This window comes from Vibrio sp. DW001, from assembly GCF_029016285.1.
Lineage (GTDB): Bacteria > Pseudomonadota > Gammaproteobacteria > Enterobacterales > Vibrionaceae > Vibrio.
Genome location: NZ_CP091976.1, coordinates 1,587,193 through 1,604,179, shown reverse-complemented (window position 1 = coordinate 1,604,179; position 16,987 = coordinate 1,587,193). Strand labels below are relative to the sequence as shown.

Below are 16,987 nucleotides of genomic sequence, written 5' to 3'. Positions count from 1 at the left end.
CTTGATAATATCATTAAACATAGCAAACACTACTTAGTTTTAATTTTAAAGTGCTAACACTATGTGAAAAATTAGCTGTTAAAGTACTACTATCAAGTTAGCCAATAGGACCAATCTAGAAATCATATGGTGACTATTTATCGAGTGCACAGCTATTATATCATTGCGATTACTGTCATTGCTTTTATGTCAGCTTCGTTTGCGGCGTATTTATATAACATATATTATATCCAAAAAAACACAATTGAAACTCAACAGTACTCTTTATCTTTAGCCAAGTCTTTGAATGAAATAATATTCGACACCAGAAAAATATTAAATTCTGGTAATTATATTGATACGTCATTTATTATTAAAAAACTCGATAATCAAGAGCTGGAAATAAAATATGAAACAGACTCTATCAATGAGTCTATTCAAACCTACATGCAATTTCGAAAGCTACTCGTAAATGAATTTAAATCGCTAATCTCACTCAAAAAACAAGACTATACATTACATCAAGACATGGTAGATAGGGCGTTGAAACTATACAGTTCGACATTAAGAATTACACGAGACTTTTCACTATCTTCAGTAGGTGACAACAAAAACGTTTCAGAGATAGCCAAAGAGCTCGCAATCAACATAGCGGATGCTAGACAAACAGACCGTGACTTTCAATTAGAAGCAGGTATCAAGAAGAAGATAGATTTGGCCACTTCATTTTCAAATTTCATATCTCTTGCAAATATCAATCTCACTAAATTAGATCACGTTACACAAGACAAAGCCCTAATATCATTATTATCCAAAACAAAGATCCAGATTAGTTTATACAATGGTTCATTTCGACTATTCTCTGAAGTGCATATTGCTTATAGAAAAAAGCAACAAAATATAGATTATTTAATCGAAAAAATAGATGATTTTGTTGACTCAAATAATACTCAACAATATCTTTATTTAGTTAGTCATAATAAATCAACCAAGCAATTCTTGGTAGGTCTTACACTATTCTTTGTCATCGTTGTTGGGTTTATAGTCTTTATCTACAATGAATACTTAATATCAAAACACAACCAGAAGTTGGAACACTTTAAAAGTATACAAAAAAGTAAATTCCTGGCCAGAATGAGTCATGAAATAAGAACACCTTTAAACGGGATTATTGGCACTGTAGGGTTAATGTTGGACGACAATAATTGCCGTCAATGTAATCGAACAGGAAGGTATATCGAGACCTTGAACACCTCTTCTATTTCACTAAAAAACCATATAGACAACATTTTGGATCTATCGAAAATCGAGGCAGGAATGATGGAAGTGAATATCGACCAGTTCTCTCCCAATGAGTTTTTCGCTCAAATAGAGAGTATCACTAAACCTTTAGTGGACAGAAAAAACTGTCACTTAGTTTTTTCTGGTACCTCAGATTATATCGAAATATCGACAGACAAAACAAAACTACGGCAAATCATACTCAATTATGTAAGCAATTCCATTAAGTATTCAGATTCAACAAAACTACAATCCATCATAGAAATCGGTTTTAATGTAAAGTTGATTTCTAATTCACATGCGCTGGTGACTGTTGTTATCGAAGACAATGGCATAGGAATGTCTAAAGATCAGTTGTCTCGTTTTGCTGAACCTTTTAGTCAGTTTGGGACGCTGCAAAACGACTCTTCTGGTTTGGGGGCCAACGTGGCGAAAAGTTATGTCAATCTTATAGGTGGGGCGGTCTCTGTTAGGTCTGAATTTGGTGTTGGTACTAAGGTTAAAATAGACTTCAAAAGTCGAGTGTTCAGGCGGCACAACTTGGTAGGCAATCAAGATTTTCAATTGTTTAACTCTACGATAGCGTTAAACATAATTGTTGTTGAAGACAATTTATTTAATCGACAAATCCTGTCGAGACAATTGAAATTGCTAGGTTGTAAAGTAACCAGTTTCACCAACGGATTGGAAGCAAAAACACATCTATCAGAGGGACATCGCTACGATCTTTATATCACTGACATTCGGATGCCTGTAATGGATGGTATCGCACTAACAAAATACATTCGCCAATATGTTGATATTACCGTTCCCATAATCGCATTAACAGCGGATGCACTGAAACAAGACCATATTGTGTTTGAACAAATTGGGATAACAAAAGTACTTACCAAACCAATACTTATTGAAGACTTACGTAGTACCTTACAATTCTATGCCGATCGCTCCTTGGTTGTATAACGGTCAAGTAGCGATAAGCGAATGACTTTAACGGTATCAACGTTTTTAATAGGTGATCCTACAGAATTTACAAAACCCTAACATGAGATGACATCTACGAGACAGATTAAAAGCACAACATTCATATCATACCTGCATCGAAAATATATTGGGAGTCACACGATGCAGCTAAACTCAAGAATCAGCATGAACAACGCGGGTATTCCAGTACTCTCATTCAAATCTGGGCACCAACTCATTACTGAAGTCGCCCAAAAGCCAGCGGCTGCATTTTCGGACAAAAATCACAACCAGCCGTATTCTTATCATAAGTTACAGACAAACCAACAGAATAAGGCATCCTCTGTTTACCAATTCTCTGGAGACAAATTGGTAAACATGAATAACACCTATAAAGGCACACATTTAAACGCCATCGCGTAGTGGTGTATCTTGTCGGTTCGACGACCGATTAGTGGTTAACCTGTCATCCAATTTTTAGCATGAAAACGAATATGATCTTCTATAAATGTCGCAATAAAAAAATAACTATGATCATAACCAGACTGCATACGGAATTCTAGCGGATACTTTTCATATTTGACCGATGTGAGCAAATTTTCAGGCTTTAGTTGGGTATGCAAAAAATCATCTTTGTCACCCTGTTCAACAAGCATTGGTACGGGCGAACCGGAAAAATTACGCATCAATTTACAGGTATCATATTGCTCCCAATCATCTCGATTATTACCTAGATAATTAGAAAAGGCTTTCTGTCCCCAAGGCACCTTAGTCGGATTGGTTATAGGGCAAAACGCCGTCGCTGAACTATAGCGTTCTGGATTACGCAGTGCGATCATTAACGCCCCATGCCCCCCCATTGAGTGCCCACTAATCGCTCTCTTATCTGATACAGGGAAATGCCGTTCAATCACATTCGGAAGCTCTTCAACCACAAAATCATACATCTGATAATGAACATTCCAAGGTGGTTGTGTCGCATTGACATAGAAACCGGCACCCAATCCGAAATCATATGAACCGTCTACGTCGTCCGGTACAGTATCACCTCTTGGACTCGTATCCGGTGCCACAATGGCAATTCCAAGCCTTGAAGCCACCTGAAAGGCCCCCGATTTCTGCATGAAGTTTTCATCGGTGCACGTTAAACCCGACAACCAATACATAACGGGAACAGGTTTATCTTCGGCAGCGTTAGGGGGTAGAAATATTGCAAAACGGGTCTTGCTATTCAGCGACTTTGATTCGAAGCAAAACTGTTTATGCCATCCACCTGCAACTTTTGATGAACTTACATTTTCTAATTCCATTTACTGTGCCTCTATCCAAGCGCCACAAAACCAACCAAGGACGCAAATTTTTCAAGTAACCCTTTTCATGAGCTAATCCGTTTAAATGCATTATGAAAAAAGGACTTATCATAATGAATCGCAGGCCGAATACTTTCACCTTTCTTTAATGAGTCAAAGACGTTGTTTATCTCTGTTAGTTCGATTGTGTGTAGGGCAGTATAAGTATGCTTTAGTGTAGTATATTGCCCCTGATAGTGATGATAATACTATGTAATCACTAGCCAAACTGAAGAGTAAATAACAAAAAAGACCTTCTTTTCATACTGCAAGCTAAGGCCTTAAAGAAAAATATCACTTATGAGATATCTATCAATCGTCTTTATTCTGACCAATCTCTATTTTGAATGACGATACGATAACCATCGATATCTTCATACGTTTTACCAACACGTTTCCAATATGGGTTCCTTGCTTCTACGAATTTGAATCCCGCTTCTATCATAGAACGACAAGCCCATTCCCACTCTCGACTATCCGGCATATAGAACACCAAATACGTATCGGCTACTTGGTGTTCTCTTGGTTCGACAGCAAGTCTGTTGGTAAATTCTAAGTGATAGCTGTGATTTTTATGCCCTAGAACAATTCCATCAAACCCATCTTCATCTTCATATTTAGCTAAAACATCAAACCCTAGCGCGTTTTGATACATGTTCGAAATCGCCGACAGATTGTCGGTCATTCTCGCAACTCGCAAAATTGCATCTTTCGTGATCATAATTGTCCTCCTGACGTTAACTGAAACATAATTGATCTGAGCCAAGCAATCATTGATTAAAGGTGTTAACTGTGAACACGGCTCGAATAATGAAAGCCTTTATATAAAAATTGTGATTGGTATTATAAAATATAAGACATATGCCCTTTTTTATAGCGTATGGTTTCAGCGACAACCCATCAATTTATTTTACATACCTTTAACACCTTGTTGTTTTATAATATGTTGCTTTTTATATTCGTAAAATAAAAAATCATCACATTTAAATGTATTGTCGATCATTTAAATTACTATATATTTGTATTAAATATAGATAATACATATCCGAGTCCTACTGTTTATGGTTAATCCGCAACTCCTTAATTTCTCCATATTTACTTTATTTTTTTGCATTATCGTGAAGCTCTGACCACTAAAGCCATAAAGCAACTTATTCATGATAAATATGTCCAACCAAAATTCAACATTGTTACTGTCGTTATTATTTACCCCTTTTATTTCCCATTCTGCTCTCTATAGGGTCACGGAAGTCACCTCTCCTACAACCAGCGTTGAGTCATATGGTGTCTCCATAGAACCTGACAATGTTGGTACTGATTGCTTTTCCACATCCTGCTCTGACAGTGCTTACGCACTGGCTGGAGATACGCTAAACGGTACTGAAGGGTTTTCTTATAAGGAGGAAGTGCCATTTGCCACCGATAATCAGTTCTTTTACTTAGATTACGACGATTTGGAAGACTATTGTGACGAGGAATTAGGCTATTCTACGTGTGAATATTGGGCGTATGACCATTGGTATGGAGATGTCGATAGTGGCATAGGTGGCTTAGAGAATGAGCGAGAAGCATATTGGGCGAAAGCTTACCAAACCAACAACACCGCTTTTTATGACTCAAATACCCTAACTTTTACCCCTGACTCTGGTAGCAACGCCCCGTCAGTAGACACTGAAGATGACGTTTACTACGATTACACCTATATCGGAGATACTGAAGATAAAGTCATCAATAAAATAATCGTCAACGATGACGGCGACGAATATGTTTTAGGCAATACCAGTAGCGGATATTACGATTATGGTGGTTATTATGTCAGGATGTACCGGCAACGTGGTTACTACTCTAGTGGGTCAGTAGAGACCGTATTGGAACCAGATGCCGATACCAGTCTTACCCTTGCAGATTCGGACGATGAACAAAATATTATTGCTCAAATGGGACAAACCATGGCGTTTGACTCATTTTCTTATGACAACGAAACCTACATTGTGGGAAGTGCCTCTGTTGCCACCTTCTATTATGAAGATGATGATGAAAATAATTATAAGGATTATGATTCAATATATACAACTGACAGTGACGACGAAGATGTCACTTCATGTTTAGATTACGCCGAACCTGCCTTATATCCTCAATGTCAGAACTTTGGTTTTGCTTCGCGGGCCTTTGTTTGGAATATTTCAGATGTTGCAGGCCCCAACACTGCCAGCAATCGATTCTCCGCAGTCGATTGGGAAACAGATACAGACAGCACCTACTATGAATACAACGATGATGAAGCTTCTGCTCAAGCCAGTATACGAGCCGCATCCATTGCAAACGGTGGAACCTACGACTCATTACCTATTCTCGTCGGGTATAACACTGAAATAGACGAAGACTATGACTACTTCCTGATGCAGGCCGCCATTTTTATCCCCAAATCCACAACCAGTTTTAGTGTCGCAGAGAACGCGTGGTCTACCGTTTTCATCGAAGATGTCACCGTAAAAGTAGATGGTTCTTATATCCACAGCAACTCCGTAGCTACCGATATCAACAACAACCTGATTGTTATTGGGCATGCCAAAAGAGATGGTGATTATCCATCTGGTAACGTCACAGACAATCGTATGTTTATCGCGGATGCTAACGACGATGAACCAAGTGCCCGTTTTTTTAACGCACAAGGTGAAACTATCTTTTTCAGTAGTGCGGGAGGCAATGCTAACGCTATCAACGACTACAACGAAATAGTCGGACAAGTAGATGCAGAAATAGCTGGTGAGGTTGGTGGAGACCAACGCGACCATCGTGGATTTATTTATCCATATAATGATTCCGGAACAGATTCTACCAGGATCAATCGTTTATCCAATCAAGCATGGTGGTTGGATGACCTCACCAATGGTGGTGACTACAGCGCAAGTAACAACCATTTTCGTATAGTAGACGCGGGAGATATTAATAACGCAGGAGTGATCTCAGCCACCGCGACCCAATGTTATGCAGATGAAGATAGTACATCTTCTATTGAATATGACTCAACCGATCATTGGGCGTTTTGTAATGAAGGCAATGGTGACGAGCGCGTAACAGCAGTTAAGCTTATTCCTATATCTGGTGCTACAAGTGATGATATTAGTGAACGAGACGACGATTCAACAACGACATCAAGAAGCGCCGGATCCATCAACTGGTTTATATTGGCACTATTGATTCTAATCATACCGCTTAGAATGCTCACTTGTACGCTAAAAATCAGACCATTTTCAAACCTCTAAGCTTCTATTTAGACCCAATGTTCTGTTTGAGTCACTTAAACAGCAACAATGGGTCTCGTGAAGTATGTTCATCGATACGTTATTAGACTCACTTTCATTTTCAATCGCTGCTACAATACGGCCCCTATTCCTGCAACGAAAGTAATCTCATGTACAAACTCTCTTTTTCTCTGACCGAGTTCCTTCACCAATACTGGCAAAAAAAACCCACTATCATCAAGGGTGGCTTTAAAGACTTTCAAGACCCTATCAGTCCAGAAGAGTTAGCAGGACTAACAATGGAAGAAGAGATAGATTCTAGATTTGTTTCAAATCTAAATAACGAATGGATAGCAGAACACGGTCCATTTAATGAAGAGAAGTTCGAAGGACTAAACGAAAGCCACTGGTCATTTATATTCCAGGCCGCAAATCATTGGCATGCAGATGCGGCTAAACTTGTCGAACCCTTTAAAGGTATGCCCAACTGGTTATTTGATGACTTAATGGTCAGTTATTCAGTCAAGGATGGTGGAGTGGGTCCTCATATTGATCAATATGATGTATTTATCATTCAAGGTATGGGAACACGCCATTGGCGTGTTGGAGCAAAAAATGTCGGCCAATATACAGAGAACCACCGTGCAAACGCACTTAGACAAATAGAGTCATTCGATTCAATCATAGATGACATCTTAGAACCAGGAGATATCCTCTATATCCCGCCCGGATTCCCACATGATGGGTATGCATTAGAACCTTCGATGAGCTACTCCGTGGGATTCCGCTCACCCAAAGAGCAAGAGTTAATCAGTAACTTCGCTGATTATGTATTAGCCCACGATATCGGCGATGTTCATCTACACAAGCCAGAAATCACCACTCAAAATGGATTTGGTGAAATAGCCACAACTGATTTAGATTCTTTAACCGAGATGTTGAAGAACTCGCTATACAGCAAGCCAACGATTGATGACTTCATGGGTTGCATGCTCAGCCAATCACGACACAATCTCAACATTGTCCCAGCAGAACCTCTCTGGCAATTGGATGAGATCGCGGACCATTTACACTCTGGATTCGCTTTTGAAAAGGTATCCGGTCTTCGCGCGCTTTATCACCAAAATGATGAAGAAACCGTATACATCAACGGGGAAGTGTTTCAATTATCAGACGATGAGGTTCAGTTGACATCTGCGTTGTGTAATCAAGACACTCTCTCTGTACAAGAGTTGAACGGTAATTTAGATAGCGATTCTGTAAGACTCATTCAGTCTTTGGTCAACAAAGGTTATTGGTACGTAAAAGATCCATTAGAAATGTAAGCCAAGCAGTAATTCTCTGTTGTTTGATTTGGGTACCTTGACGTTTCCTGCTAGCTAGATAATGATGTCATAACACATTGTGACTATTAAATAACTTGTCAGCTCGATTGTGCTCGACTAAACAAACATCAATGGGCAAGGATGCCGATTGCGAAGTTAAAATGGACTAACAGAAAATAAATTGGACATTACTATGCTTTCACGGATTGGAATCGCCATTCAGGCACTACTTGCAACCTCGATTTTTTACCTCGGTTATACCATTTACTCCTTTACTAATACCGTTTCGACCGTTGTTGACACTTACCCACAGTTGGTTAGCGAAATTAGTAAAAGCGCAGAGCAACTAAAATTGGATCAGTGGTTAAAAGTAGCTGAGAGTATAGAGGTTTTGGTTCCTGAGGTGCTGTTGGTAGCAGAGGCAATGAATAAAACGGTGGAGGATCTAAACCTAACAGTCCGCTCTGTCGACCAGAAAATTCCTTTGGTCTTAAAAGAAGTGGCCATTGTCCGAACTCAAACCGTGCCAGAAGTAATACAAAGAGTGGACACTATCAACAATCAAACTATTCCAAACAGTCTGTCTGAGTTAGAGAGCTATAGGACAGCAGTAATTCCTGTTGTCGTCGCAGAAAGCAAAGGATACCGAACAAAAACTATTCCTGCAGTCTTGACAGAGTCGCAGCATCTCCGTAAAGAAATTCCTGTTGTTGTCGCGAGGATTGATGAAATCGTCGACAAAAGCGAACAACTTAGTCGCCAAGCTGCAGAAGGCGCAGTCAAAGGTGTAATAATGTCGCCAATTCAAATCATACGAGATGCTGGTAATGAAATTAATTCAAAGTTCAACTAAATTAGTTGAAGCACTCATCACCAATAACTTTATTACTTATCTCACCATTAATACGGCGAATTTGTTTATACAGAATCGAGAAAAGTAAAACTTTACAATAAAAATAACTACTATATTATAATGGTCGCTCTGGCAGACAGGGTTATTGATGAATATGTTTAGTAAAAGTAAATCCTCAGAATATCGCCTTTATGTTATATCCTTTGTTTTTTCTTGGCTTCATAATTACATTGAATAATTTATGCTCTCAGTGCAATAGCAATTTAAAATGAATTTATTAAAGGGTAACAACATGTCAAAGACAACTGGTTCAGTAAAGTGGTTTAACGAATCTAAAGGTTTCGGTTTTATTTCTCAAGACAACGGCGGTGCAGACGTATTTGTACATTTCCGTTCAATCGTTTCTGACGGTTTCAAAACTCTTGCTGAAGGTCAAAAAGTTTCTTTTGACGTTGAAGAAGGTCAAAAAGGTCCTCAAGCTGCTAACGTTACTCCGTTATAAGTTTAGGATTCGTGCGAGCTCGGCTTCCGTTGCTCGCACAATGTTATTTTTATTCCACACTTCTTAACTAGCCCCTCTCTGTTACACACTTCTCTTTACGATTAACGCACAATTTTAACGTATATATTTAAAAATACTCGGTATGTTTCGACACCAAAGTTCAATTGAACTACTCTATCCCCCTCATATAACTTGTTGACTCTTATGACCACTCACATTGATATTGAATTCTTACCCGATCCCACAATCAGTTGTTCAGACTGTAAAGCCTGTTGCTGTCGATTAGAGGTCATGATTCTTACTGATACGGGTGTCCCTGAAGAACATATAAAAGTCGATCGTTGGGGTTCAGAGACAATGCGCCAATTAGATGACGGTAAGTGCTCGGCACTAGACAGAGAGACCATGATGTGCACAATTTACGAAAATCGCCCATGGGTTTGTCGTGAGTTCGAAATGGGCTCTTTTGAATGTCAGGACGAGCGTACGGAAGGCGGAATAGTCTAATTTAGCTGAGCCCTAATTCTTAGTTAGGTACATGACAACTGTTAGATATCTTGCGAAAAAGTTACTCTACATCTGAGTCCTGCCGCTAACTTCAGTTTTTCATTATCAAGTTCAATCGTTACAGCAAAGGTATTACTAGCCGCATCGATAATTGGGTCTATGATCTTAATCTTACCCTCAAAGCCATCATCACTATTTGTGTAGAGTGTCACCAACGCCCCTCTTTGTAACGTGCCGTAATATTCCGCCGGTAATACCACCTCAGCATGCATCGGATTTAGACTGACAATTTTCAAAAATGGCGTTTCATCTACAAACTCACCCGCCTCTTTTAATCGATCCACAACCACACCGGCTATAGGGCTTTTCGTACGACGCTGACTTAGCCGAACTTTTGCTTCTTTCATTTGAAAAACGGCAAGTCTTTGTTCAGTCAACACTTCATCTTGTTCGTTTTCAGAGATAAGTTTTTTTCTGATAAGATCTGAATTTCGCTTAACTTTTCTTGACGCAAACTCTAGCCTTGCAATCACGGTATCTAATGCTGCTTGTTCTACCGTGGAGTCTAATGTCATAACTACTTGCCCTTTTTTAACCTGATCACCACGCTGAGGTTTTATCGACTTAATCACACCTTGAACTGAGCTGCTCAATTCTACCGTCATGCTCGGTTCTAACAAACAACTCAATTGTGCCTCATCCAATAAGCTTGCATCAATCGCCAAAGTTTGATGGCTTATTCCGAGCGATATCAGCGCCAACACAATTTTTCTTGATACATACGCATGGGTCATAACGACTACATCCTTTTATTAGTAAATGAGAGAAGATCTTGCTTACTTTCGTCACTGCGAAGCAACGCTTTACGGACCCTTTCATGATCCCGCTCTATCCGTCGCTGACAAACCCTTATACCGAATAACATCAGACGGTTCTTTAGCCGCTGCGGGATAGGCAAATACACCGTTTTTCGTAGCACCGAAGCCCATCGGTCACTTAATACGTTGTCTTCTAACGATAACATAAATTCATAGCTACCTTTGTCTCCCTGCCTCGCACAACGGCCTCTTAGCTGTCGATCTACTCGTGAGGAGTCATGTAGGCCCGTAATAATGACATGCAGTCCACCTTGCACATCGACCTCTTCACTTAATTTAATATCAGTTCCTCGGCCCGCCATGCTTGTAGCAATAGTCACTTTTCCTGCGTCACCGGCTTGTGCAACAATTTCCGCTTCTTGTTCATCTTGCCGCGCATTGAGTACCTGATGTTCTATCCCTTCACCGGTTAGGATATCACTCAGGTATTCCGATGCGGCGAGGGATTGCGTTCCAACCAACACGGGTCTCAACTGAGCCTTCAGTTCTGTAACTCGTTCCGATATTGCCAGCCATTTTGCATGGTCGTCAAAATAGACCTTCCGTTGTATCAGTTTTCTTTGATTCGTTTTGTGGGTTGGTACATCAACAACTGGAAGTTCATAGACTTGCCATAACTCACTTTTTACCTCTTCAGCCGTGCCCGTCATACCCGAAAGGTGATGATAATAGCGAAAGAAGTTTTGAAAACTGACACTGGCCAGCGTTTCTCTCGGTGCGCTAAGCTCACAACCTTCTTTAATTTCAATCAATTGATGTAGGCCCCTTTCCCATGTTCTGTCTGGCATCATGCGTCCAGTATGTTCATCAATGATAACTATTTTTTCATCATGGATAAGGTAATGTTTATCTTTTTCAAACAGATGCCACGCTGTGAGAGCTTGTCTGAGTAATTCCAAACGCCTTACTCTACCTTTCCATAACGGACCAAGATCTTGCGTGAGTTGCAGGGTGAATTTCTCCCCAGTTGTCGTCATTTCTATCTGCCTTTGCTGCTTGAGCACTTTGTAGTGTTCGCCCTGCTTCAAACTTGCAATCAATCCCATAGCCTGAGAATAGACCTGTTGTTGAGCTTCTTGCGGCACCTCTTCACCAGAAATAATCAATGGGGTATTCGCTTCATCTAACAATACTCCATCGGCCTCATCAACCACGGCAAAATGCAGACCGCGAAGCATCAACTGATTGAGCGGCTTTTCTTTTCTATTCGGTTGAATACGGACAGCATGCAGATGCAATGCTTCTGTTTTTCCTTTGAGCTGTATGCTGTCTTTGAGATAATCAAACGCCAGTTCATTATTCGTACAATAAACGATGTCACAGGCGTACTGCTGTTTTCTCTCATCAACCGTTAAGTTTTGAACAATCACACCGACCGATAAACCTAACCTTGTATAAACAGGCAGCATCAATTCCGCGTCCCGAGCCGTTAGATAGTCGTTTACAGTGACCAAATGCGTTGGAATGCCGGCAAGGGCTGCTGTTGCCACCGGTAATGTTGCGGTCAACGTTTTACCTTCCCCTGTCTGCATCTGGCCTATGTTGCCATGTAGAATAGCTAAACCGCCGAGTACCTGACTATCGAAATGCCACATGCCGAGTTCTCGCCCGGCAACCTCTCGGATCAACGCAAAGCTTTTCACCACCAAAGCATTCGTCAGCCCATATTTACGCAGCGCTAATTTGGCATCAACTATTTCCTCAGTTAATTGTTCCTCTGACAGCATCAACAATCGATTTTTACTGCGGTTAATACGCCACATCAATGGACGGTAAATGAGTACAGAAGACCGAATTGGTCGGGTAAAAAAAGAGGTCAACTTTCGCCACCAACGCACCATCAATAATTGTTGAACAATTGTTTTTTGCGGTCTGTCTAGCACCGTTGCGGGCATTCTTTGTGGGCGTTTATACATCAAACTGCCTTAAGAAAACTCGGCGAACATTCCGGACCCAACGCCAGATAATTGGTTCTGGGTCATGCACAAACAATACATGTACCCTTTCATCAAATCGTCTTTTTAAGGCATTGGAGCTATCTAATTCGATACGAAAGTAACTCTGATAGCTTTGTAGTTCACTTTCTCTATTAGGGTCGAGTGCGATAGAGCCCCCCCCTTCAATGGTCAAAATTGCACTTGGCAGTTGCTGAGTTGACGCGGGAACTTGGCGCAATATCGACCCCGTATATTCGATATCAGGTTGAGAAACGAAACGAAACGATACACCTCGGGTCTGGTTTCTAACTCGATCAATGTCGTCTTCAGAGATCATAACAGTCAGTGGCAAGTTTTTGTAATCCACAACATAACCAAGTACCTCACCTCGTCTATAGAAACGATCAACAATCCCGTCTCTATTAGGAATAACCAGTTCACCTGAACCTGTCGCCTTCAACGTTAACCCAGATAGTCTTTCATTTGCCCTTTGCAGCTCTTTTTCAATAAATCTCAGTTCCTGTAACAATATATCGGAACCACTCCGATCTCCGACGCTTGCTTTATAACGAGTACGTGCCTCATGTACTTGGGCAGACAGAACCTTTACTTGAGACAAAAGATCGGGTGCACGCATTGTAATAACCGATTGACGACTAGAAACCTGCGCACCATCTTCAACCAATAACTGATCAACAAAACCACTTACCGACACTCGAACAAAGGCTTCTTGTGGAACATAAAGCACCCCTTGAGAATACGTTTTATAGGGTAAAGGCACCAAAAACAATCCAGCAGCAACACAGGCGAGAAATAGGCTCGACACCGTAAATATTCTTGTACGTTTTGCACGCATTTGTGGATCTGTCATAGGCTTAGAGACCATTTTGATAATAGGTGAAAATAAGCTGGTCCAGACGGACCAAAAAGCAAGCAGCACACCAACTACAAAATACTGCGATGCAACAAATAGGGAGATAGCCACCATGACAAACAGGCGGTATATATAAGCGGAACATGAGTAACCGACTAACCAGGCCGATTCAGTTCGACTACGCGCCGTCGTTTTTAACCCTGTCATCCCAAAACCATATCGCTTCAGTAAATAGGCGACTTGCTGGTTGCCTCTATTGCCCAAGTTTGGTATTTCCAGAAAGTCAGCCAACACATAATAAGCATCGAACCTTAGCAGTGGGTTGCCATTAAACAACAAGGTAGAAACACCACCAATTAACATCACATTATAAGCCATGGCACGAACTAGACCGGGCTCAACCGAGACCCAAACAACCATCGCAATAGCGGCCATGAGCAACTCTCCTAGCACACCAACGGCACCAACCAACATGCGTTGATACTTATTACGAAACGATGAAGCCGCGGACGCATCCACGTAAGGTACGGGGATAAAGATCAATAACATAACCCCCATTTCATGCACCTCTCCACCCCATCGTTTCACGGCATATCCATGCCCAAGTTCATGAACTAGCTTAACCATGGGGTAAACCAATGCCATAATTAGCAGGTTGTCGATACCCAATACCTTGTCACTTAGGTTCTCTGTAAGTGCCTGCCAATTGATGATCGCTAACGATCCTCCAAATAAAACTACAACCAACCAAAGTAGCGCGCCAAATTTACTAAATATAATCTTAGCGATAAACGAGGTCGCGTTTAACACGGCTTCAGGGTCAACGAGTGGGATTTTTATACTCAGTGGCGATTTTAACTGCTGAACGATTTTGCCTTTTTCTAGCTTTTCTCTTCTTCTTTGCAACTGTTCGATATCGGGAAGGGCGTTGGTTTGAATAACGTTGGCTTTGTTAAGCTGAGAAACTAGCTGAATAACTTCATCCTGAGATGGAAGATCGTCACCTAACTTTTCACAAGCTGAATCCCAAATCTGCTGAAGGGTGTTCTTTCCATCCATCAGGCCGATAAGTTGGTAGGCTTGAGGGGTGAAACGCTGAAATTGACCCGTCGCGTGATCTTGCAGAACATAAAATACATTTTGACGATAGACGTGTCGGTGAATGGTCGCATGCTTTCGCAAGCGAACCTTTAGGTCGGCAACTTTATACCAAGAATGACTAAATAAGGTCGCAGACATAACGTTGCGCTACCCCCACCAAGTCCAGATCCGTAAGCGAAGCCACTCTAGCATTTCACGCGTCCATATTTCGAACAACAATCTATCGTCTATGACAATCTTACCAATCCCTGCCATGCCTGGTTGTAGCAAAGCAATACCAGAAGAAGTACCGTTAATAGCGACATTTTCTTTTAACACACCTTCGATAACAAAATAGGTTGCACCATCTAATGTCTCAGTGAGCGGGGTTATTTTACTCAATTCAAATTCAAACGAGCTTTCTGGTAAAGCCGACAGATAAAGATTCCCAGTTTGATGCAGGTGTATATCTGCGATACGACTCTCTTTAATCAACATACGTATACGGTAGCTGTCAACAGGCGCGACTTCCAAAAGGCTCTCACCTTTTGACACCGCACTACCAAGCCGTTGGCTAAGATCGCCACTTACGACTAACCCATCAAAAGGCGCGGTTATATCCCCCCTCTCTAATTGGCTATTAACCAGTTCTAATTGGGCTTGAACTTGGTCAGACTGTGCATTTATTATATTGATTTTTGCCCTATCTCTTACCGAAAGTGCCTCCTGATATTGTCTGTTGAGTTTGCTCTTTTCACTTAGCCATTTAAGCCTTTCTAAGCGCAGGTCTTTGTCATCCATTGAGACTAACTGTTGCCCTGCTTTAACAAGATCACCCGCTCTAACAAATGCATCTTTTATGTAACCATCGTAGGGAGTCACAATCGCCCGCTGTGTCGCACTTTCTATGCGTGCATCAGCCGAGAGTCGATACGTTCCCACCGCGGTATATAAGAAAATACCCAAGCCGATCACTGATATAACAAACAACTTCCTACCAAGATACCCAGCACCAAGTAATCGGCCAAGTTGCTTAGCACTGCTATCTGCTATCTTGCGTAATAGCCACCTGTCATTAAGTCGTTTGTCCTCAAGAGCGGGTATCACCATACTTGCGATGCTTTGGCATAAATCAGCCTCCACACTGGACCAAGGGACATCAGGATTACCCTCTAGAACTAATGCGCCTTTAATCTCTCCACCCGCGTAGACAGGTATTGACATAACACACGCATCGCCTTGTTGTTCTGATAATTTGCTATGTGCTAACACCACCTCTTTCGAGAATGGAGGAGGTGATGCTTGCCCTGCTGAAATGTTGTTTTGAGGAAAACGGATGCACTGTCCTTGATCAATACACTCGTCCATGGTCTGTTCTATTGTGCGCACTAGGTTCATTCGTTTACCAAACTGAGCACTATGAGAAAGATGTTTCAATCGAGAACGATGATTCTTGTATTCCCCTAAACTCACTCGGTCACAATTAAATAGCACCGCAAGTTCCGTCACTAGCCTTACCGCTGCACTCGAGTAATTTGGTTCAGCAAGAACGCGTGCCAATATATCTACACGTTCAGCAATACCGGATTGATGTTCTTTTTCAATCTGAAGACGCCTTTGATATTCAACAACTTCTAACCCGGCACTACTCCACTGCACTGCCGTTAAAACCTTCTGTAATTCTGTCTGGCTTTTAACTTCAACCGCCATAGCAATGAGGGCAATGAGTTCGTTATCTTCGTCTCGAAGGGGATAAATCAACGCAAACATTTCGCCGTGGTCAGACGCGTTTAGCGTCGCCACCTGAGGTTGATGGCTGGAGGTTTGCTCATCGGCTAAGGCAACAAGGGGCTCAAAATAGGGCGACTGAGTGTGCAGCGTGCCGACGGTGACCAACACGCCATCAATAGGGACGATGACCAACGCGGACTTTAGTCCATCTAATACGCTGTGGTGTTCAGAAAGCCACTGTTGATAATATTCGTCTTCAACTACGCTGAATTGGTCATTCAGCAGCTCGGAAAATGCCGGCTGAGATTCAGCCGTACCGACCTGTTCTCTCATATTTATTTATTATCCTTAACATTGTAAATACGAATGTTGTCTAGTAGATAAATGTCGAACTCATTTCATCTTCTCTACTTCTGACTAATCGATTGTTTTATCTATTTTTTTCTAACCACGGTTATAACCCAGTACTTGACCTAAAGCATAGTG

At 41.2% G+C, this 16,987-nt stretch carries 13 protein-coding genes; 7 read left to right on the top strand and 6 right to left on the bottom strand.

Going from position 1 to position 16,987, the window contains the following annotated elements:
- Window positions 1–144: 144 nt before the first annotated feature.
- Together L3V77_RS24590 and L3V77_RS24585 are read left to right on the top strand one after the other, a co-directional pair.
- A complete protein-coding gene (locus L3V77_RS24590; protein WP_275137442.1) occupies window positions 145–2,220 on the top strand; it encodes a response regulator in 2,076 nt (691 codons plus the stop codon).
- A 162-nt stretch (window positions 2,221–2,382) separates the two neighbouring features.
- On the top strand, window positions 2,383–2,643 hold the full coding sequence (locus L3V77_RS24585) for a hypothetical protein (RefSeq protein ID WP_275137441.1): 261 nt from the start codon (window positions 2,383–2,385) through the stop codon (window positions 2,641–2,643).
- Window positions 2,644–2,678: 35 nt separating this feature from the next.
- Here L3V77_RS24585 and fghA read toward each other — a convergent pair whose 3' ends face one another.
- Window positions 2,679–3,530, bottom strand: coding sequence for an S-formylglutathione hydrolase (fghA, locus tag L3V77_RS24580; RefSeq protein WP_275137440.1), 852 nt, complete (start codon window positions 3,528–3,530; stop codon window positions 2,679–2,681).
- A gap of 361 nt (window positions 3,531–3,891) precedes the next feature.
- Window positions 3,892–4,290: a VOC family protein gene (locus L3V77_RS24575; RefSeq protein WP_275137439.1), complete on the bottom strand. Its 399-nt coding sequence runs from the start codon at window positions 4,288–4,290 to the stop codon at window positions 3,892–3,894.
- A 445-nt stretch (window positions 4,291–4,735) separates the two neighbouring features.
- Between L3V77_RS24575 and L3V77_RS24570 the strand changes: the two genes are divergently transcribed.
- From L3V77_RS24570 to L3V77_RS24550, 5 genes are all read left to right on the top strand, one after another.
- The gene (locus tag L3V77_RS24570) at window positions 4,736–6,835 is read left to right on the top strand and encodes a DUF3466 family protein (protein ID WP_342752118.1); all 2,100 of its coding nucleotides are present in this window, start codon (window positions 4,736–4,738) and stop codon (window positions 6,833–6,835) included.
- 149 nt (window positions 6,836–6,984) lie between these two features.
- Window positions 6,985–8,139 (top strand): cupin domain-containing protein, encoded by a 1,155-nt coding sequence (locus tag L3V77_RS24565; RefSeq protein ID WP_275137437.1) that lies wholly within the window; start codon window positions 6,985–6,987, stop codon window positions 8,137–8,139.
- Between the two features lie 193 nt (window positions 8,140–8,332).
- Window positions 8,333–8,992: a hypothetical protein gene (locus L3V77_RS24560; RefSeq protein ID WP_275137436.1), complete on the top strand. Its 660-nt coding sequence runs from the start codon at window positions 8,333–8,335 to the stop codon at window positions 8,990–8,992.
- 292 nt (window positions 8,993–9,284) lie between these two features.
- Entirely contained in the window at window positions 9,285–9,494 is a 210-nt protein-coding gene (locus L3V77_RS24555) for a cold-shock protein (RefSeq protein WP_195705240.1), read from the top strand.
- A 204-nt stretch (window positions 9,495–9,698) separates the two neighbouring features.
- Window positions 9,699–10,001, top strand: coding sequence for a YkgJ family cysteine cluster protein (locus tag L3V77_RS24550; protein ID WP_275137435.1), 303 nt, complete (start codon window positions 9,699–9,701; stop codon window positions 9,999–10,001).
- Window positions 10,002–10,042: 41 nt separating this feature from the next.
- On the opposite strand, the gene L3V77_RS24545 is transcribed toward L3V77_RS24550, so the two are convergent.
- Genes L3V77_RS24545 through L3V77_RS24530 form a run of 4 tightly spaced genes read right to left on the bottom strand, consistent with a single transcriptional unit; the run spans window position 10,043 to window position 16,834 of the window.
- Window positions 10,043–10,795 (bottom strand): efflux RND transporter periplasmic adaptor subunit, encoded by a 753-nt coding sequence (locus tag L3V77_RS24545; RefSeq protein ID WP_275137434.1) that lies wholly within the window; start codon window positions 10,793–10,795, stop codon window positions 10,043–10,045.
- A gap of 5 nt (window positions 10,796–10,800) precedes the next feature.
- Entirely contained in the window at window positions 10,801–12,795 is a 1,995-nt protein-coding gene (locus L3V77_RS24540; protein ID WP_275137433.1) for a preprotein translocase subunit SecA, read from the bottom strand.
- Window positions 12,788–14,929 carry a peptidase M50 gene (locus L3V77_RS24535; protein WP_275137432.1) on the bottom strand — a complete coding sequence of 714 codons (2,142 nt, stop codon included), beginning with the start codon at window positions 14,927–14,929 and terminating at the stop codon, window positions 12,788–12,790. The genes L3V77_RS24540 and L3V77_RS24535 overlap by 8 nt, the downstream gene beginning before the upstream one ends.
- Window positions 14,930–14,938: 9 nt before the next feature.
- Window positions 14,939–16,834, bottom strand: a complete 1,896-nt coding sequence (locus L3V77_RS24530) for an efflux RND transporter periplasmic adaptor subunit (protein ID WP_275137431.1) — start codon at window positions 16,832–16,834, stop codon at window positions 14,939–14,941.
- Window positions 16,835–16,987 lie beyond the last annotated feature (153 nt).